The organism is Oscillibacter sp. PEA192 (assembly GCF_003574015.1).
GTDB lineage: Bacteria > Bacillota > Clostridia > Oscillospirales > Oscillospiraceae > Oscillibacter > Oscillibacter welbionis.
Genome location: NZ_AP018532.1, coordinates 1 through 19,659, shown reverse-complemented (window position 1 = coordinate 19,659; position 19,659 = coordinate 1). Strand labels below are relative to the sequence as shown.

At 60.9% G+C, this 19,659-nt stretch carries 16 protein-coding genes; 3 read left to right on the top strand and 13 right to left on the bottom strand.

What is annotated here, in order from left to right:
• Positions 1 to 85: 85 nt before the first annotated feature.
• Both DN611_RS00080 and DN611_RS00075 read left to right on the top strand, forming a co-directional pair.
• On the top strand, positions 86 to 793 hold the full coding sequence (locus tag DN611_RS00080) for a response regulator transcription factor (RefSeq protein WP_025544704.1): 708 nt from the start codon (positions 86 to 88) through the stop codon (positions 791 to 793).
• The gene (locus DN611_RS00075; RefSeq protein ID WP_145985036.1) at positions 762 to 3,092 is read left to right on the top strand and encodes a sensor histidine kinase; all 2,331 of its coding nucleotides are present in this window, start codon (positions 762 to 764) and stop codon (positions 3,090 to 3,092) included. Before DN611_RS00080 ends, DN611_RS00075 begins: the two co-directional genes overlap by 32 nt.
• Positions 3,093 to 3,182: 90 nt before the next feature.
• Here the strand turns inward: DN611_RS00075 and spoIIP are convergent, their stop codons facing one another.
• The 3 genes from spoIIP to DN611_RS00060 all read right to left on the bottom strand — a co-directional run bounded on the left by spoIIP (position 3,183) and on the right by DN611_RS00060 (position 7,020).
• On the bottom strand, positions 3,183 to 4,349 hold the full coding sequence (gene spoIIP / locus DN611_RS00070) for a stage II sporulation protein P (protein WP_021751991.1): 1,167 nt from the start codon (positions 4,347 to 4,349) through the stop codon (positions 3,183 to 3,185).
• 113 nt (positions 4,350 to 4,462) lie between these two features.
• On the bottom strand, positions 4,463 to 4,909 hold the full coding sequence (locus DN611_RS00065; protein ID WP_119310367.1) for a PaaI family thioesterase: 447 nt from the start codon (positions 4,907 to 4,909) through the stop codon (positions 4,463 to 4,465).
• Between the two features lie 173 nt (positions 4,910 to 5,082).
• Positions 5,083 to 7,020 carry an NAD(+) synthase gene (locus tag DN611_RS00060; protein ID WP_119310366.1) on the bottom strand — a complete coding sequence of 646 codons (1,938 nt, stop codon included), beginning with the start codon at positions 7,018 to 7,020 and terminating at the stop codon, positions 5,083 to 5,085.
• A gap of 261 nt (positions 7,021 to 7,281) precedes the next feature.
• On the opposite strand from DN611_RS00060, the gene DN611_RS00055 reads away from it, so the two are divergent.
• Complete coding sequence (locus DN611_RS00055; protein WP_119310365.1) at positions 7,282 to 8,373, top strand: ornithine cyclodeaminase family domain; 1,092 nt, start codon at positions 7,282 to 7,284, stop codon at positions 8,371 to 8,373.
• 463 nt (positions 8,374 to 8,836) lie between these two features.
• Here DN611_RS00055 and rnhA read toward each other — a convergent pair whose 3' ends face one another.
• The 10 genes from rnhA to dnaA form a co-directional block, all read right to left on the bottom strand.
• Positions 8,837 to 9,274, bottom strand: coding sequence for a ribonuclease HI (gene rnhA / locus DN611_RS00050; protein WP_036631207.1), 438 nt, complete (start codon positions 9,272 to 9,274; stop codon positions 8,837 to 8,839).
• Positions 9,275 to 9,391: 117 nt separating this feature from the next.
• Entirely contained in the window at positions 9,392 to 11,878 is a 2,487-nt protein-coding gene (gyrA, locus tag DN611_RS00045; RefSeq protein ID WP_119310364.1) for a DNA gyrase subunit A, read from the bottom strand.
• A gap of 94 nt (positions 11,879 to 11,972) precedes the next feature.
• Positions 11,973 to 13,922, bottom strand: a complete 1,950-nt coding sequence (gene gyrB / locus DN611_RS00040; protein ID WP_021751137.1) for a DNA topoisomerase (ATP-hydrolyzing) subunit B — start codon at positions 13,920 to 13,922, stop codon at positions 11,973 to 11,975.
• A gap of 223 nt (positions 13,923 to 14,145) precedes the next feature.
• Entirely contained in the window at positions 14,146 to 14,301 is a 156-nt protein-coding gene (locus DN611_RS16600; RefSeq protein WP_160117383.1) for a hypothetical protein, read from the bottom strand.
• Between the two features lie 16 nt (positions 14,302 to 14,317).
• Entirely contained in the window at positions 14,318 to 14,581 is a 264-nt protein-coding gene (gene remB / locus DN611_RS00035) for an extracellular matrix regulator RemB (RefSeq protein WP_021751139.1), read from the bottom strand.
• 3 nt (positions 14,582 to 14,584) lie between these two features.
• Positions 14,585 to 15,445: a hypothetical protein gene (locus DN611_RS00030; RefSeq protein ID WP_119310363.1), complete on the bottom strand. Its 861-nt coding sequence runs from the start codon at positions 15,443 to 15,445 to the stop codon at positions 14,585 to 14,587.
• Between the two features lie 114 nt (positions 15,446 to 15,559).
• Positions 15,560 to 16,663, bottom strand: a complete 1,104-nt coding sequence (recF, locus tag DN611_RS00025) for a DNA replication/repair protein RecF (protein ID WP_119310362.1) — start codon at positions 16,661 to 16,663, stop codon at positions 15,560 to 15,562.
• Complete coding sequence (locus tag DN611_RS00020) at positions 16,650 to 16,868, bottom strand: RNA-binding S4 domain-containing protein (RefSeq protein ID WP_021751142.1); 219 nt, start codon at positions 16,866 to 16,868, stop codon at positions 16,650 to 16,652. Before DN611_RS00020 ends, recF begins: the two co-directional genes overlap by 14 nt.
• A gap of 4 nt (positions 16,869 to 16,872) precedes the next feature.
• A complete protein-coding gene (dnaN, locus tag DN611_RS00015) occupies positions 16,873 to 17,985 on the bottom strand; it encodes a DNA polymerase III subunit beta (RefSeq protein WP_119310361.1) in 1,113 nt (370 codons plus the stop codon).
• A gap of 257 nt (positions 17,986 to 18,242) precedes the next feature.
• Positions 18,243 to 19,559, bottom strand: coding sequence for a chromosomal replication initiator protein DnaA (dnaA, locus tag DN611_RS00005; RefSeq protein ID WP_021751145.1), 1,317 nt, complete (start codon positions 19,557 to 19,559; stop codon positions 18,243 to 18,245).
• Positions 19,560 to 19,659 lie beyond the last annotated feature (100 nt).

Below are 19,659 nucleotides of genomic sequence, written 5' to 3'. Positions count from 1 at the left end.
AAACCGTAAGAAATCTGTAAGAAATTTCTCCGGGTGTTTGTAAGAATTCCCTGGTATGCTACAATCAGCTCAAGGAGGGATCGAGATGAACGCGTGCATTCTGGTGGTAGACGACGATCCGGAGATCGTGGGGGCCATCGCCATCACCCTGGAGCGGGAGGGCTACCGGGTCCTGCGGGCCTATGACGGCATGGAGGCTCTGGATCTGGCCCTGGACCCGGCGGTGCGGCTGATCCTCATCGACGTGATGATGCCCAAGCTGGACGGGCTGTCCGCTCTGCTGCGGATCCGGGAAAAGCGGAACCTGCCGGTGATCGTCCTCTCCGCCAAAAGTGAGGACACGGACAAGATCCTGGGCCTCTCCATGGGGGCGGACGACTATGTGACCAAGCCCTTCAACCCCCAGGAGCTGGCGGCCAGAGTCCGGAGCCAGCTGCGGCGGTACACCCTGCTGGGGGACGTCCACGCGGAGGAGCGGCAGGGCCTCATCGTCAACGGGCGCCTCACCTACGACCCGGACCGCCGGGAACTGCGGGCGGATGGGGAAGCGGTGAAGCTCACCGCCACGGAGACAAAGATCGTGGACCTGCTGATGCGTAACCCCGGCCGCATCTTCCCGGCGGAGGAGATCTACCGCCGGGTGTGGGACGGGGAGGCGGCCTACGCCTGCGAAAACACGGTGATGGTCCACATCCGGCGCATTCGGGAAAAAATCGAGCTCAATCCCAAGGAGCCAGATTACATCAAGGTGGTGTGGGGCATTGGATACAAAATGGAACAGCACGGGACCTGACGAAGGTCTGGAACAACTTGTGGCCGGGGAGGTCCGGGAGGCTCTGAAGGGGGTGGAGGACGCCCCGGGCGTGGCGAAGGTCCGCGTCTCCGGAAAGACCTGCGGCAGGCTGCGGGCGGCGGCCGGACTGGCGGCCCTGGTACTGGGCGTGAGCCTGGTGCTGGGGAGCCTGGGACAGACGGCGGGCCGCCTGGCCAGCGGGGTCGACAGCGGCTCCTTCGGCAGCGGATGGTGGAGTACAGACTGGCAGGAGACCCCAGCCTTCCGGCAGGAGGTGGCCCAACGGCTGCGGGCCTTTCTGGCTATGGCCACTGGCAGCGACCTGGAGTGGTGGGATACTGCTTCCGGGGATACCTACGTCGTGTCCAGTGCTAGCATCACCTGGTACGAGTGGGGATCCACGGACACTGCCACAGAAGATATAGCAACCCCGAAAGAGGAGGCGCCAGACGCCTCCTATGCAGAGGACAAGAATCTCCTCTACCGGGTCCAGGGATCGGGGGAGGACTCCTATTACAGCAATGCTCCAGCGAATATGATCCTCTCCTCCAGCTGGGCCGTGCCGGAGGGCTACAACTTTCTGCTGACCTTCCAGAACGGTACAGTCACCATCACCAAGGATGGAGAGCCAGTGGACGTTTACGGCGATGGATTTTTTACAGAGGATTCCCTGTGGGACGTCCCCGGCTATGAGAATTTCACGGCCGGGGAGGACGCGGCGGATGTGACCGTCTACATGGCCGTCCGGGAGGAGCCGGTGCCTTATCTCCAGCCGAACAGCGGCGGGGCGTCCCGCCCCGCTAACGATCTCTACAGCCTGTATCAGCGCATCCAGGGGATGCAGAAGTTCTACCTGCTGCGGGCAGTGCTGTGTGTGCTCGGCATTGCGTATCTGGTGAGTACCCGTCTCCTGCGGGCGGAACGGCGGAAGGCGGAGAAAAAGCTGGCCGCTCTCACTCGCCGCGTGCCCGGGGAGATCTGGTGGCTGGCGGCTGCCCTGGCAGTCCTCTCCATGGTGTTCTCCACAGGATTCGGCGGCTACTCTCCCTTTGAATTCTGGTATTACGGCTGGGTGGGTCCGACCGTGACGGACGCCCTGCGGCTGGCGGCGCTGCTGCCCGCCAATGCCCCGGCGCTGCTGGCGCTGGTGTGGGCGCTGTGGCTGCGGCACATCACCCGGAAAAACACGGAAAGGGAGCAGCGGCGGAGTCTGTTGAGGGGGCTGAAAAACGCATTCTTGGCAAGAGACTTGAAGCTGCCGGTGCAGAAGCGGCTCCGGCGGCGGTCTCTGGTGCGGAACCTTGCACTGTGGGCCATTATGCTTACAGCTGTTCTCTGCTGTGTCCCTGTGTATGAAATGCTTTGGAACTCTTTTCTGACTGTGATCTGCGTTTTTGTTCCCGCCTTTGCGCTGATAGGGGGCCTGGAAATCTTCTGGATCCGGCGGGACTGGACCCTGGTCCGGGATATCGGCCTGCTGGCGGACCAAGTGACGGCCATCCGGGACGGGGATCTGGAAACGCCCCTGGACCTGCCGGCGGACGCAGACCTGCATCAGACCGCGGAGCAGCTGAACGACATCCAGGCGGGCCTGCACCGGGCCCTGGCAGAGCAGACCCGCAGCGAACGGATGAAGGTAGAGCTGATCTCCAACGTGTCCCACGACCTGAAAACGCCCCTGACCTCTGTGCTCTCCTATGCGGAACTGCTGCGGCAGGAGCCCCTGGAGGGGGCCGCAGCGGACTACGCCCGGATCATCGACGAGAAGGCCCGACGGCTGGCAGTGATGGTCCAGGATGTGTTCGAGGTCAGCAAGGCCGCCTCCGGCCAGCTGCCGGTCCACTTGGAGCGGCTGGATTTTGCCAAGCTCCTGCGGCAGACCCTGGCGGACCTGGAGGGGCCCATCTCCCAAAGCGGGCTGACCTTCCGGATGGAGCTGCCGGAGATACCGGTGATGATCACGGCTGACGGCCGGCGGCTGTACCGGGTGTTTCAGAACCTCATCGACAACGCCCTGAAATATGCCCTGGCGGGAAGCCGGGTCTACCTCTCCTTAAAGACCGAGGTGGGCAGGGCGGAGGCCAGCCTGCGCAACACCTCCCGGGAGGAGCTGCCCACAGGCGTGGACCTGACGGCCCGGTTCGTCCGGGGCGACGCCAGCCGTACCGATGGCGGCAGCGGCTTGGGCCTTTCCATCGCCAGCTCCTTTACCGAGGCCTGCGGCGGAGATTTCCACGTGGAGACGCTGGCGGACTTGTTCACCGCTGTGGTGTCCTTCCCCCTGGCGGAGGAGTCCTGAGCCTTCAAAGCAAAAAGCCCCGTCCGAACGGACGGGGCTTTTGCCGTCGGACCGGGGCCGGATGGCCTGCTCTCCGCAGGACCGCCTCTGTCACTTGCCCAGATCAATGAGATAGTCCGCCATCTGCTGGGCGAACAGGCGGCCCGCCAGGGCGGCCTCCTCCGGAGAGTTGCCGGCGGCCCCTACCTCTACCAGCAAGGAGCCGGTGGTGGCGTGCTGGTTATAGCGGGAATTCCGCAGCAGGATCGGCCGCATCAGGGTGGGATAGCTTTGCAAGATATTGTCCTGAAGGGCCACCGCCAGTTTCAGATTCTCCATCCAGTGCTCATGAGCCAGGCCGCTGCCGTCGCTGCCCATCACCAGAGTCATCTGGGCGGAGGTGCCCACCCCGTCGATCTCCGAGATCACCTTGTACTGATTGCCCTCCGCGTCGCCGATGGCGTCCCGGTGGACATCCAGGATGAAGCGGATGGAGGGGTATTCCGCCAGATAGGTCTCAATGGCCGCCAGGGCGTTGTTATAGGCGTCGTTGTACGACGAGTAGTCGTACAGTGTCCGGTCATGGAGGACGGAGATCCCGGCGGCGGTGAACACCTCCGCCATCTCGTCTCCCACCCCCACCACGTTGTAGCGGGAGTCCGTAGTGCGGTAGTTGCCGGACCAGACGATGTCCGTGCCCGGGGGTGGGGTGTAGGCCTCGCTGCCGTGGGTGTGGAGGATCAGAATCTGAGGCTCCCCATCGGCGAGCCGGGCGTCAAAGGGCTCCGACAGCTCCGTGACGGTGAGGGCGTGGTCCGTGCTGTTGGAGATGTAGGACCGGCCGCAGACCGTATAGCCGCTGGGGTCCGTAGGCACCAGTGTTCTGGCCGGAACGCCGTTGTCCGTCTCTCCCGTGGTCTCCAGCGGCGTCTCCTCCACCGGCTCCGTGACAGTCTCCTCCCGGCCGTCCGCACCGGATTCCTCCGTCCGCTCGGTGGACCACAGCTCCGCCACAGCCGCCCGGGCGGACAACAGCAGGGGAGACTCTCCCAACGTCATCACCGCGGCGGGGGAGAGGTCATCGTCCGCCCACAGGTCCCCCAGCTCCCATTTCAGCGCCGCCAGCGGAGACGCCGCCCGCAGGGCCGCCCAGGCTGCAGACGCGCTGTCGCTTCCGGCGGTGACCACAACCGCCCAAAGGGTCCCGGCCGCCAGCCCGGCTGCGCCCAGCCGCCGGAGCCCTCTTCTAAACGGGCCTGGAAAAACCGGCCTCTTCATATCGCCTCACCTCTGGGACAACCTTATGCGGCGGCGGGCGGAGATATGACAGCCCGGTTTTCCACAGTATTTGGGAAAAAAGGGAGAGGGGTTCGCCCTCTCCCGCATCTCTCTTATTTCTGCTCAGCGCCCGCCTTCTGGTCCATCAGCGCCTTGTCTACGCAGAAGAAGGTGAATTCCCCCGTGGCCAGCAGCCTGCCGCCCTCTCCAGTGATGTCTACAGCGGTGAGCACCGTGGACTTTCCACGGTGCCGGACCCAAGCAGAGGCCCGCACCGTCCCTGTGGCCTGGTTGCGCAGGAAGTGGAGCGCGCTGGTCTGTGTGACGTAATACCGCCCGTCGCTGTGGGCCGCCGCGCCGGTGGCGTTGTCCGCCAGGGTGTAGATGGCGCCGCCATGAATCAGCCCATAGGGGTTGCAGCTCTCCGGGCGGATGTCCAGCTTGAAGACCGCCCGGTCTTTTTCCACGCGTTCCAGCTCGATATAGTTATGGAGCATGAAGGCATTCTTCCTCATTCGTGTCTCCGCGCTCTCCCGGATATGTTCTAGAGATTCTTCCATCGTGTGCTTCCTTTCCGTTTTCAAACAATTTTTCTTCTATTTTAATGGGAGGGGGGAGAATCTGTCAAGAACTGCGAAAGTTCATGCTGCCTGTCCGTGTTTATCTGTATACGCATAGAAAGACCAGAGCGCCGGCTGTATAGCCGTCGCCCTGGTCCGCTTTCCACATACTGTTAAAAATGCACTGACTCCAGTGTCTCCAGTTCTGCCTGCCACAGTGCCGCGGAAGCATCGCTCGGCATCCGCCAGTCGCCGCGGGGGGAGAGTGCCGCAGAGCCTACCTTGGGGCCGTCCGGCAGACAGCTGCGCTTGAACTGCTGAGAGAAGAAGCGGCGGTAGAAGGTCTTCAGCCACTTCAGGATCACATCCGGGGTGTAGGTCTTCCCCAGGGCATACAGCGCCAGACGGTAGATCTTCCGGGGCGGGAAGCCCCAGCGGAGCATGTAGTACAGGAAGAAGTCGTGTAGCTCATAGGGCCCCACCAGATCCTCGGTCCGCTGGCTGATCTCCCCTTGGACAGCGGGCAGCAGCTCCGGGGAGACAGGGGTGTCCAGAATATCCTCCAGCACGTCATGGAGGGCCTCGTCCTTCTCCGCGTTGTCCCGGGCCAGATAGGCCACCAAATGCCGCACCAGGGTCTTGGGGATGGAGCAGTTGACGGCGTAGTTGCTCATGTGGTCGCCATTGTAGGTGCACCAGCCCAGGGCCAACTCACTGAGATCTCCCGTGCCGATCACCAGGCCGCCGGTCTGGTTTGCAATGTCCATCAGGACCTGGGTCCGCTCCCGGGCCTGGCCGTTTTCAAAGGTGACGTCATGGTTCTCCATGCTCTGTCCGATGTCGGTAAAATGTCGCCGCACCGCCTGGGAGATGTCAATGATCTTCAGCGTGGCACCCATCCGCTCCGCCAGCAGCTCCGCATTGGACTTCGTCCGGGCAGTGGTGCCGAAGCAGGGCATGGTGACGGCCACGATGTCGCTGGCGGGCCGGTTCAGCATCCCCATGGCCAGGGCCGTGACCAGCAGGGCCAGGGTGGAGTCCAGCCCGCCGGAGAGGCCCACCACCGCCGTCTTGGCGCCGGTGTGCTCCAGCCGCTTCTTCAGACCCAGGGAGGCGATCCGCAGGATCTCCTCACACCGCTCCGCCCGGCCCGCGGCATCCTCCGGCACGAAAGGAGATGGGGAGACGTACCGGGTGAGCCGGGTCTCCTCCACCGGCAGCGTGAAGCCGCACCGCCAGATCTCCGGCGGCTCCTTGCCGAAGGTGAAGGTGTTGGTCCGGCGGCGGTCATGGATCAGCCGGTCCACATCGATCTCGCTGACGGTGAGTCCGGTGGCGAACCGCCGCTCCGCCAGCAGGGTACCGTTTTCCGCGATCATATTGTGGCCGGTGAACACCACATCGGTGGTGGACTCTCCCTCTCCGGCATCCGCGTACACATAACCGCACATCAGCCGGGCGGACTGGCCTGTCACTAGGGAGCGGCGGTAGTCCGCCTTGCCCACCAGCTCATTGGATGCGGAGAGGTTCAGAATCACGGTGGCGCCCTTCCGGGCCAGCTCCACGGAGGGCGGCGCCGGGGCCCACAGATCCTCGCAGATCTCCACGCCGATCACCAAGTTGGGCATGGTGTCGCAGGCAAAGGTCTGGTTCGTACAGAGACTCACATGCTGCCCGCACAGCTCAATCCCGTGCTCCACGCCGCTGCCGGATGCAAACCACCGCTGCTCATAAAACTCCCCATAATTGGGCAGATAGACCTTGGGAATCAGCCCCAAAATCTCTCCTTTTTGTATAATAGCCGCACAGTTATACAATTTGTTGTCCCATTTGTCCCACACGGGCAGGCCAAGGGCCGTCACGATCTCCAGATTTCTTGTAGCCTCCAGGATGGTCTGAAGGCCCTCCTCGGCGCCCCGGAGCAGCGTGTCCTGCAGGAACAGATCTCCGCAGGTGTAGCCGGTGAGGCACAGTTCCGGAAGAGCCAGCACCTTCACCCCCTGCTTGTCCGCCTCCCGCATCAGGGTAAAAATTTGTTCCGCGTTATAGCGGCAGTCCGCCACCCGGATTTTGGGGGTGCCTGCGGCCACGGAGATAAAACCGTCTCTCATGTTGAAAAGCCTCCTTGAAGGAAAAACCTGTATGTTGGATATTCTACACCCGACGGCCCGGATTTACAAGAAAGGGCCTTGTTTTTTTGGCGGCATTCTGATATTCTGAATGCAATCAAACCTCCCGCGCCCTTTTGCCGGATGGGAATGCCGATGGGCCTGGAGACTGCTCCGCAGGTATTGCGAGGAGCGGTCCCCGGGCTTTTCTTCTCTGCATCCGGGTGGAACAGCGGCACCATCTTTCAAAGGAGGAACGCCATTATGCCGTTTCAGCTGCGCCCCTATTTTCCGCCGGTCTTTTCCACACCCGCACTGGAAAACGCACCGGACGCCGTCTTTCGCCCGGCGCCCCGGGACGGCGTGGCGCCGGAGAATTTCCACGCCATGAGCATCTTTCCGGAATACTTCAAAATCGCAGGGCAGTGGCATCTGGCCCGGGAGAGCCGGATGGACTGCGTGGCCGTGTGGGATCGGGGCCGCATCGACGTCCGGGAATTCCGCCGCCTGCGGCAGGGAGATCTGGTGGCCGTCGGCCGCACAGAACAGGGAGAGGAGGGGATCCTCGTCCACCCGGACGGCTTCCGGGAGCGCCGGGTTGCCAGAGATGTGTTTGCCTTCCGGCAGGGCCGCTCCCGGGAGACCGCCTTTTCCCGGGACTATGACGAGCTCTATGAACTGCTGCGCCACGAACGGGACCACGGCAAGGTAGTCTGGGTGATGGGGCCCGCCTTCGCCTTTGACCACGACGCACGCAACGCCTTCTCCCGGCTCATCGCAGGCGGCTTTGTCCATGCCGTGCTGGCGGGCAACGCGCTGGCCACCCATGATCTGGAGGCAGCCTACCTCAACACTGCTCTGGGGCAGAACATCTACACGCAGGAAAGTCAGCCCAACGGGCACTACAACCATCTGGACACCATCAACCGGGTGCGGCTCCACGGATCGATTCCCGCCTTTCTGAAAGCGGAGCAGATCGAAAACGGCATTCTGCACACCTGCGAACGGCACGGCGTCCCGTACATACTGGCGGGCTCCATCCGGGACGACGGGCCTCTGCCGCCGGTGCTGGCAGACGTCTATGCCGCTCAGGACGCCATGCGGGCAGAGATCCGCTCCGCCACCACGGTGATCTGCATGGCCACTGCCCTTCACACCATCGCCGCCGGAAACATGACCCCCTCCTACCGGGTGCTGGCAGACGGAACCGTGCGGCAGGTGTATTTCTACTGCGTGGATATCTCAGAATTTGCCGTGAACAAACTCAGTGACCGGGGAAGCCTCTCCGCCCGGGGCATCGTCACCAATGTGCAGGACTTCATCGTCCATCTCAGCAAGGAGCTGATCCAGCCGTAAACACACAAAGGACCGCCATGTGGCGGTCCTTTGTGCTGTGTGTGTTTTTAGGAGGGAGAAAACGCATCGGGTTTGGGAGGACCCTTTGCTTGATTATAAAGATATCCGAAAATTTTTTCTAAATTATGTTTTTCTTATGAACAGATTGTGAATGTTTTTTTCTGTTTTCGTAAACAGCGGAAAAATTTAGAAAAACTTGTCTTTTTTTGGAAGATAGGTCTGTTTCTCTCACTTTTTCTCCCCATGAGAAGGAAGCGGGGGCTATCAGGATCTCCGGCCGCCACCAGCTCATCACAGTGGTTGCTGTATGCGCTCTCCGCATGGTCCCTCGCCCGGCAGAGCCGGTGGGGGACCTATTTTTTTGATTTGCCCGGCGAGAGGAAATTCCGACTCCGCCGTGGCTTTGCCGTCGTCGAACCGCTTGTACGGCGCCTGCCCCGTTCTGCGGGGTACAGAAGACATACTACTTGTATTTCTGGCTCTCCGCCACCGCCAGCTCATCACAGCGGTTGTTGTACGCATTCTCCGCGTGGCCCTTGACCCAATGGTAACGGATGGAATGAACCTCTGTCAGGGACAGCAGCCTGTCCCAGAGATCCGGATTCAGGGCGGGCTTCTTGTCAGCTTTTTTCCAGCCCCTAGCCTTCCAGCCTTTGGCCCAGCCCTTCTCCAGCCCATCGATCACATATTTGGAATCGGACCAGAGGTCCACGATGCAGGGCTCCTTCAGCAGGGACAGTGCTTGGATCACGGCGGTGAGCTCCATGCGGTTGTTGGTGGTGGCGGCCTCTCCGCCGGAGAGCTCCCGGCTGTGGGGGCCGTACATCAAAATCGCGCCCCAGCCGCCGGGGCCCGGATTGCCGGAGCAGGCGCCGTCGGTGTAGATGGTGACTGTTTTCATCATGAAATCCTTTTGGAAGATGGTTTTGAATGGGGGAGCCGTCTCCTCGGGAACAGCTCCCCCTGTGTTCTGATAAACATTCCGGCAGAAGCGTTTTCGCCCCGGCTCCGGACGGCCTTATTCCTCGGCCTCGGCGCTGCCCTCCTCATGGTCTGTGAGCGCCAGGGAGATCACGTGATCCCCCTCCTCCTTGAACCGCATGACGATGACGCCCTGAGTGGCCCGGCCCGCGGTGCGGATGCTGTCCACCGGGGTGCGGATCAGGATGCCTGCCTGGGTCACCAACAACAGGTCCTCCGTGCCGTCCACCACCTTGATGCCCACCACGGGGCCGGTCTTGTCCGTCACCATGTAGTTCTTGATGCCGAGGCCGCCCCGGTTGGTGATCCGATAGTCCTCCACCGGCGTCTGCTTGCCGTAGCCGTTTTCCGTGATGGCCAGCACCGCATGATTGACCTTGGCACGGGCGGCGCCCACCACGTAATCGCCCTGGCGCAGGCGGATACCCCGCACACCCACGGCGTCCCGGCCCATGGGCCGCACATCGTTCTCGTCAAAGCAGACTGCCATACCGTCATGGGTGGCGATGAGGATCTTCTGGCTGCCGTCAGTCTCCCGGACAGCGATCAGCTGGTCACCCTCCTCCATCCGCAGGGCACGGATGCCGTTATTCCGCAGATTCTTCAGAGTATTGGCCGGCAGGCGCTTCACCGTGCCGTTCCGGGTAACCATGAAGAGGAAGCGGCCGTCGTCCTCAATGGACCGGGTATGGATCATGGCTTGGATCCGCTCGCCCTGCTCCACCTGAAGGATGTTGACGATGTTGGTCCCCTTGGCAGCCTTGCCGGACTCGGGGATTTGATACCCCTTCTTCCGGTAGACCTTGCCGGTGTCGGTGAAGAAGAGGATATAGTCGTGGGTGGAGGCAGTAAACACATCCACCACGTAGTCCTCCTCCCGGGTGGTGATGCCCTTCTTGCCCATGCCGCCCTTGGACTGGGCGGTGTACTCGCTGGCAGGTGTCCGCTTGATGTAGCCCGCCTGGGTCAGGGTGAAGACACACTGCTCCTCCTCGATCAGGTCCTCGATGTCGATCTCATCCTCCACATCCTGGATCTCCGTGACCCGGTCATCGCCGAATTTGTCGGAGATGGCCTGGAGCTCCTCCTTCAGCACCTTGCGCAGCAGCTCGTCGGAGGAGAGCAGCTGGTTGAAGTAGGCGATCTTTTCCTCCAGCTCCTTGTACTCCGCCTCCAGCTTCTCCCGGTCCAGGCCCTGAAGGGCTTTCAGCCGCATATCCAGAATGGCCTGGGCCTGGACATCGTCCAGACCGAAGCGGGACATCAGGTTCTCCTTGGCGTTGTCGTAGCTGCTGCGGATGATTTTGATAACCTCGTCGATGTTGTCCTGAGCCACCAGCAGACCCTCCAGCAGGTGGGCCCGCTCCTGGGCCTTGCGCAGGTCGTACTTGGTGCGGCGGATAATGACCTCCTCCTGGAAGGCCAGATACTCGTCAATGATGTGGCGCAGGGAGAGGATCTTGGGCTGAGACTGGTTATTCACCAGGGCCAGCATGTTGATGGCAAAGCTGGTCTGCAGCTGGGTCTGGGCGAACAGGCGGTTCAGCACCACCTGGGGATTGGCGTCCCGCTTCAGCTCGATGACGATGCGCATTCCGTCCCGGTCGGACTCGTCCCGGATGTCGGAGATGCCGTCCAGACGCTTGTCTTCCACCTGGTCGGCCATGCTCTTGATGAGCATACGCTTGTTGACCTGGTAGGGGATCTCGGTGATGACAATGCGCGTGCGGTCCTTGCCGAACTCCTCAAACTCATGCCGGGCCCGGATCACCACCCGGCCCCGGCCGGTGGCATAGGCCTGCCGGATGCCGCTGCGACCCATGATGATGCCCCGGGTGGGGAAGTCCGGCCCCTTGACGTACTGCATCAGATCACTGAGCTGAGCCTCCGGATTGTCCAGCACGCAGATGCAGGCGCCGATCACCTCCCGCAGGTTGTGGGGCGGGATATTGGTGGCCATGCCCACCGCGATGCCGCTGGAGCCGTTCACCAGCAGATTGGGAAACCGGGAGGGCAGGACACGGGGCTCCTTGCGGGTCTCGTCGAAGTTGGGGTCCCAGTCCACAGTGTCCTTTTCAATATCCCGCAGCATCTCGTCGGAGAGCCGGGACATCCGGGCCTCCGTGTACCGGTAGGCCGCCGGGGGATCGCCATCCACGGACCCGAAGTTGCCGTGGCCGTCCACCAGGGGATAGCGCATGGAGAAATCCTGAGCCAGGCGGACCAGAGCGTCATAGACGCTGGCGTCGCCGTGGGGATGGTACCGGCCCAGCACGTCGCCCACGCAGGTGGCGGACTTTTTGAAGGGTTTGTCCACCGTGAGGCCATCCTCGTACATGGCGTAGAGGATCCGGCGATGGACGGGCTTCAGGCCATCCCGCACGTCAGGGAGAGCCCGGCCCACGATGACGCTCATGGCGTACTCAATGTAGGATTTCTCCATCTCGGGGACCAGCGGTGACTCCACGATCTTCTGTTCGGGGTACCGGATCTCCTCAGGATCGTATTGGGGCTTTTTGCTCATGTATCGTATCTCCTTTTTGTAGGGGCCGGCGCCCTCGCCGGCCCGCAAAGGCATATCTGATCGGACGGGCGGCCGAGGGCAGCCGCCCTACGGATCAATAGTCAAGATTGACCGCGTATTGGGCGTTGCGCTCGATAAATTCCTTCCGGGGCTCCACCTTCTCGCCCATCAGGATGGTAAAGGTCTCGTCCGCGGCCACGGCGTCATCCAGCGTGATACGCCGGAGCGTCCGGGTGGTGGGGTCCATGGTGGTCTCCCACAGCTCATGGGGGTTCATCTCACCCAGCCCCTTGAACCGGGAGATGTCGATCTTGGCGTTGGGGTTGTCGCCCCGCATCTCGGCGGCGATCTTCTCCCGCTGGATGTCGTCAAAGGCCACTCGGGTGGTCTTGCCACGGGTCAGCTTATACAGGGGCGGAACGGCGGAGTAGACATAGCCCTCCTCGATCAGGGGCCGCATGAAGCGGAAGAAGAAGGTCAGCAGCAGAGTACGGATATGGGCGCCGTCCACATCGGCATCGGCCATGATGATGACCTTGTGATACCGGAGCCTGTTCAGATCGAACTCATCCCCGATGCCCGCGCCCAGGGCCGTGATGACGGGCTGGAGCTTGTCGTTGCCGTAGACCTTGTCTGCCCGGGCCTTCTCCACGTTCAGCATCTTGCCCCACAGGGGGAGAATGGCCTGGAACCGGGAATCCCGCCCCTGGGTGGCGGAGCCGCCTGCGGAGTCTCCCTCGACGATATAGAGCTCCGTCAGCTCCGGATTGTTCTCATTGCAGTCCCGCAGCTTATCCGGCATGGCGGCGCCGCCGAGAGCCGTCTTGCGGCGGATGGATTCCCGGGCCTTTTTGGCGGCCTCTCTCGCCCGATTGGCAGTGAGAGCCTTATCCAGGATCATCCGGCCCACCTGGGGGTTCTCCTCCAGGAAGATCTCCAGCTTTTCGGAGACGATGTTATTCACCAGGGTCCGGATCTCACTGTTGCCCAACTTCGACTTGGTCTGGCCCTCAAACTGGGCCTCTGTCAGCTTGACGGAAATGACGCAGGTGAGGCCCTCCCGGCAGTCCTCGCCGGAGACCTTCTCGTCATCCTTCAGCAGCTTGATCTTCCGGCCGTAGGCGTTCAGCACATTGGTGAGAGCCCGCTTGAAGCCCTCCTCGTGCATGCCGCCCTCCGGCGTGTGGACGTTGTTGGCGAAGGAGAGGATCGTCTCGTTATAGCCGTCGTTATACTGCATGGCCACTTCCGCCACGGAGTCCTCTCGGGCTCCGGACATGTAAATCACGTCGTTGTGAAGCACATCCTTGCTCTTGTTCAGCCAGGTAACAAACTCCCGGATGCCGCCCTCGAAGCACATGTTGTCCTCCTGCTCCCGTCCGGGGCGGGCGTCCACAGTGCGGATGCACAGGCCAGCGTTCAGGAACGCCTCCTCCCGCATCCGGGTGTGGAGGGTATCGTAATTGTACTCCGTATCCTCGAACATCTCCGGGTCCGGCTTGAAGGTGACAGTGGTGCCGGTGTGGTCTGTATCTCCCACAATGGTCATGGGCTGGGTCACATTGCCCCTGGAGAACTTCATCTCATAGATATGTCCGTCCCGGTGGACCTGGACCGTCAGCCATTCGGAAAGGGCGTTCACCACACTGGCGCCCACGCCGTGGAGACCGCCGGAGACCTTGTAGCCCCCACCGCCGAACTTGCCGCCGGCGTGGAGGACGGTGTACACTACCTCCAGGGCGGGCTTGCCGGTCTGGGCCTGGATGTCCACGGGGATGCCACGGCCATTGTCCACCACGGTGATGGTGTCCCCCTCGTTGATTCGCACCAGGATGTCGGTGCAGTAGCCGGCCAGTGCCTCGTCGATGGCGTTGTCCACGATCTCATAGACCAGATGGTGCAGGCCGGAGGTGGACGTGGAGCCGATATACATGCCGGGCCGCTTCCGGACGGCTTCCAGGCCTTCCAGCACCTGAATTTCCGATGCGTCGTACTCGTTGGCCGTGTCCACCGCAGTGGAGTTCAACAGTTCATTTTCTGCCATGCAGGTTCTCCTTTCAGGATATTCATATCCGTTCCAAGGCAAGAAGAGCCGGGCCGGAGCCGCCTCCGGCCCGTTTCTCCTTGCCCTGAACCATGTAAGTTGGAATCAAATGCGTAATTTCTTTAAAATGGGATATATCAGCAGAGCCAGGAGGGCGGCGAACAGCGCCACCCAGGCAAAATACAGCAGCAGAAGGAACACGCTGTACACCAGAAGCAGAGGGCTAGACCAGCCGTCTCCGGCGCCTGCTGTAATTTTGCAGCAGGACCAGCTGCACCGTGAACACTGCCGCCAGAAAGAGCACCAGAGCTCCTGCCTCCAGGGATGTGAACAAGGATAAAAAGTGGGGAAGGTTTACCAGTGTCGTATATGCCGCCATGGGATCCCCCCCTGGCTCATTCCAGGTTTCCGCTCTCCGCCCGCTTCTGGAGGGTGGTGGAATTCAGCTGGCTGAGGTACACGATCTGCCGGTGATAGGGGTGATCGCACACCACGAAGGACTTGGGGATCTCGCCGGACACGTCCAGCACCACGCCCTCTTTCTCCGCGGCCGCCAGATACTCCCGGGTCCGCTTGCCGTAACTGCATTTGTCCAGATCAAAAATGCCGATGACCCGGCGGTCGGGAAGAATTTCGTTTTGGCCGATATGCAGGTACATCGTTCATGTCTCCTCTGGAACCTGGAGTAAATCGTAAAACCACAGGCGCTGCCGGACTATCTTTTGGAACGTTCCTTCATAATTTTCATAAATGACCACGGACAATTTTTCCTCTGGATCTCCGCTGTAAACGGTGACTGTCTTTTGAAGGTCCCCGGTACTTAGCTTTTCTGTAATGATCCTGATGCCCTCTTCCCGGTCGAAAATATCATAGTACAAAGTGCCGATTTCGCCGAACTGCGCGATGGTGCCGACCTCGGAAAACTGATACTGCCCTTCCTCCAGAAATTCTGACAAAATCTTCTGGACATCCGCGTGTTCCGCCGGAACCAAGCCGTTAATTGTGACTTTATCCCCTTCGCCGATGGCTGCCTGAACAGAAGAACTCGCCTCCAGGGCGGAGAGAATCTTCCGGTCCGTATCCATAATGGCCAGCTCCGGGATCTCGGACAGCGCATTCTCCCCGCTGATGACTTCCTCCACCATGGTGTAATTGGCCGCCCGCATCTCGTGCAAGATCAGTACGCCGAAGCCGACAGCCAGCGCCGCGCCGGAGCACAGCGCCATTCCCCGGCATATCCACTTTTTCCAGCGGAGATCCCCTGTGGTCCGCAACTGGGAAATGCTCCATCCAAAGAGGAGCGCACATCCATAAGCTGCCCAGAACCCCAGCAGGAAGGACAGCGAAAGGGAGAACTGTGCCAGCAGACAGAGAGCCAGTCCCAATGCGCCCGCCAGCACCGGAAGAGACAGCAGCCAGCGGTTTTTCCGGCAGAGCAGCCCCACCAGCAGCTCCCACAGAAATCCAATGAGCGGGACGCCAAAGACAATGAGGGGCAGCGCATGATACCAAATCCAGTCCATTCTGCCTTTCCCTGCTTTCACTCTGTTTTCTGCTGTCAAAAAGAGAAAATCCACTTCCCGCAGACAGCTGATGTACTGCAGGGCTCCTGCGCTCACGCTTGGTCGCGGTGTTCTTCACCCGATGGCGCCCTGTTTCACATGGAACACCTTCCCGCCCAGAAGGACCGGCAGCCGATCATCTTCGCAGCAGGTAATGAACACCTGTCCCCCCGCGATGCGGTTGAGAACGAACTCCTGCCGGCGGGGATCCAGCTCACTGAGAACGTCATCCAGCAACAGCACCGGGTATTCGCCGGTGGCGTTCTGGTAGATTTCCCGCTCCGCCAGCTTCAGCGCCAGAGCCGCGGTGCGGGTCTGACCCTGGGAAGAGTAGAATTTGGCCTCCCGGCCGTCGATGGTGATGACCAGATCGTCCTTGTGGGGGCCGGAGAGGCACATCCGGGAGGCCCGCTCCGCCCCCTGGTGGGATTCCATGTGGGCCCGGAGCTGCTCCGTGAGGACCTCCACCTCCGCCGCCGGGTCCGTGACGGAGGAAACAGTCTGATAGGTGATCTCCAGGCGCTCCCTTCCGCCGGAGCACTCCCGATGGTGGCGGGCGGCATAGCGGTTCAGCGCCTCCGCGAACTGCCGGCGATAGTGGACCAGCACTGCGCCGAAACGGACCATCCGCTCGTTGAAGTCCGGCAGCAGCTCCAGGAGATCCGGCCGCTCCTCACTGTCCCGCAGAATGCGGGTCTTGTGGTCATAGAGCCGGTGGTACTCCGCCAGAGCGGCCGCGTATCTCGGCCGCAACTGGCAGAGTGCTGTGTCCATGAAGCGCCGCCGGGCGGCGGCCCCCTCCCGGATCAGATACAGGTCGTCCGGGCAGAAGAATACAGTGTGGTACACCTGACTCAAAGCGGCGCTGTTTTTGGCAGGCACCTGATTCACCCACATCTTCCGCCGCCGGTCCCGGTACAGCTCCACCCGAGTACGGAACTCCCGGTCTCGGGCGGAGATCCCGGCTTCCAGCACAGCGGCGGGCGCATCGAAGGCAATCATCTCCCGGTCCGTCCTGGCCCGGGGGGATTTCCCGCAGGAGAGGTAGACGATGGCCTCCAGCAGATTGGTCTTGCCCTGGGCGTTCTCCCCAAAGATCACATTGCAGTCCGGGTCAAAGGATACCCGCTGGCCGGAGTAGTTGCGGAAATGCTGCAGCTCCAGCTCAAGAATCCGCATAGGCCACCGTGTAATGGGCGCCCTGGAAGGCCACATCGTCTCCGGGGCGGATCTTTTTGCCCCGCATGGTGCAGATCTCGCCGTTGACGGTGACCTCGCCGCCCTGGATCCGCTCCTTTGCCTCGCCGCCGGAGGACACCAGATTGGCGAATTTCAGCAGGTCCTGGAGCTTGATGAACTCCGTGTGAATCGTGATCGTCTCCATCTGCTCACTCCGCGCTCTTCAGCCGCACCGGCAGGACCATATAGAGGAAGTTTTCCTCCCCCTCCGTGGGGACGATGATGGCGGGGGAGACGCCGGTATTCAGCTCGATCTTCACCGTGTCCGCCGGCGCGTACCGGAGAGCCTCCATCAAATAGCGGTTGTTGAACCCGATCTCCAGCCCGCCGCCGTCACCGGACAAGCGGCAGATATCCTTGGCCTCGCCGTTTCCGGTCTTGGCGGAGAGCAGCACCTTGTCGTGGTCAAACAGGCACCGGACCGGACTCTTCTGCTTTTCGGAGATCACCACACTGACGCGGTCAATGCTCTCAATCAGGGCCTTGGTATCTGCGATGACGGAGATGGGATTCTTCCGTGGGATGGCATTCTTATAATCCAGGAACTCTCCCTCCAACCGGCGGCAGATCAACTCCGTGTCTCCTACCTCAAATAGAATATGACTTTTGCCCAGGGTCACGGCAGCCAGATCCTCCACGTCGGAACAGATATTTTTCACCTCGCCCAGGGCGCTGCCCGGCGCCACAAAGGAAAAGGCGCCGCCGTCGATCTTTTCCAGCGGCTCCCGCCGGATGGCCAGACGGAATCCGTCCACCGCCACCATAGTCAGGCCCTGGTCCGTGATCTCGAACAGGGCACCGGTATGGATGGGGCGGCTCTCATTGGTGGAGACAGCGAAGGCCGTCTCCTCGATCATGGCACGCAGCAGCTTCTGTTGGATGGAGACGGAAAAATCATCCTCCACCATGGGCAGCTCCGGGTAATCCGCCGCGGAGAGGCCCAGGATATCAAAGTCCGCATCGCCGCAGGAGAGATGGACCAGCTGTTTGTCATCCGCGGTGAAAACCACCACATCGTCGGGCATCCGGCGAATGATGTCGCCGAAGAGGCGGGCGTTTAAAACAATCTCGCCAGGTTCCGTTACATCGGCGGAGACCTTCGTACGGATGCCGGTCTGCAGGTTGTAGCCGGAAATGGTCAGCCGGCTGTCCGCGTGGAGCAGCAGCCCTTCCAGCGCGGGAATGGAGCTCTTCTGGGCCACGGCGCGGCTGGTGACGGCGATGGCGCTTTGCAGAAGGGCCTTTTCACAGGAGAATTTCATGCATGCACTTCCTCTCTAGTCGGGGTTTGAAGATATGGGTCGGAATCGCTCTTTTGAAAAAGAAAGAAATGTATTTTTTAGAAAAAGCAGCCGTAGGGAAAAAAGCTGTGGAAAAGGCGGGGAAAGGCTTGCGCTGTCGGATTTTGAGGCTCCACAGGGGATGTGGAAGGATCCGGGGATTTTTCCACGGACTTTTTTGAAAGACCATTTTCCACAGGGAAGTTTTTCTTTTCCACGGAAGATGTGGAGAAATCTGGTCACCGCTTGGAGTTGATATTCGTCTTGATCTCCTTCACCATTTCGGCAAACGCAGCGTCCTTCTTCATCTTCTTTTCGATTTGCTGGATGGAGTAGAGGACGGTGGAGTGGTCCCGGTTGTCAAAGACCTTGCCGATCTCATCCAGACTGAGGTTCGTCATGGAGCGGATCAGGTACATGGCAATCTGCCGGGCGGAGACCGCGTCCCGCACCCGCTGCTGGCCCCGGATCACGGACTCGTCCAGACTGTAATATTTGGAGATATACTCAAGGATGGCCTCCGGCGTGGGGACATACTCGTTGCTGCGGCGCAGCATGTCCTGGATGGCCCGGGTGACGGTTTCTTCGTCGGTGTCGTTGCCCAGCAGATCCTTGTAGGCCAGGATCTTGTTGATGGTGCCCTCCAGCTGGCGGACGTTGGCGGTGACGTTTTCGGCGATGTAGGCGGAGATTTTGTCCGGCAGCTCCATGCCCAGCAGGGCGGCCTTGTTTTTCACGATGGCAAGACGCGTCTCAAAATCCGGCGGCGCTACGTCCACCAGCAGTCCCCACTCAAATCGGGTGCGGAGGCGGTCCTCCAGCTGGGTCATCTCAGAGGGTGGACGGTCAGAGGTCAGGACGATCTGCCGGCCGGACTCGTACAGGGTGTTGAAGGTATGGAAGAACTCCTCCTGCGTCTGCTTTTTGCCGGCGATGAACTGCACGTCGTCCACCAGCAGCAGGTCCGCCTGGCGGTACTTCTCCCGCATCTCCGCAGTCTTACCCTCCCGGATAGCATCCACCAGCTCGTTGGTCAGGTCGTCGCCCTTCACGTAAGCGATCTTGGACCGGGGATCGTTCCGGCGGATGACGTTGGCGATGGCATAGATCAGATGGGTCTTGCCCAGGCCGGAGTCCCCGTAGATCAGCAGGGGGTTGTAGTTCTGAGCAGGATGCTCCGCCACGGAGACGGAGGCGGCATAAGCCAGCTTGTTGGAAGGGCCCACCACGAAGGTCTCGAATGTGAACTCCGCGGAAGTGAACCGCTCGCTCTGGCGGTGCGGGCGGTTATCCTTGAGCTCTGCGTAATCCAGGTCGTCCAGAATCTTCACTTCAAAATCCGTGGAGAAAATGTCGTGAAGGGAGGCCTTGATGTTTTTCATGAACAGGGACTCGATATAGCCTTTTTTAAAGTCGTTGGAACAGTGGAGGATAAACGTATTGCCCTGGATGTCCACAGCCTCCAATTCGTCGAACCAGGTGGCGATGGTGGTCTCCGAGAGCTCGCCCTTCAGCTGGGATAGTACATTGTCCCACACGTCGGCGACGGAATTCAAAAGGAAACACCTCTCTCTAGTAAAAAATAGACATGGCAGTACGCTTTATTATACCAAAGACAGCCGGAAATTACAACACTTATTCTAATAATAAGAACCA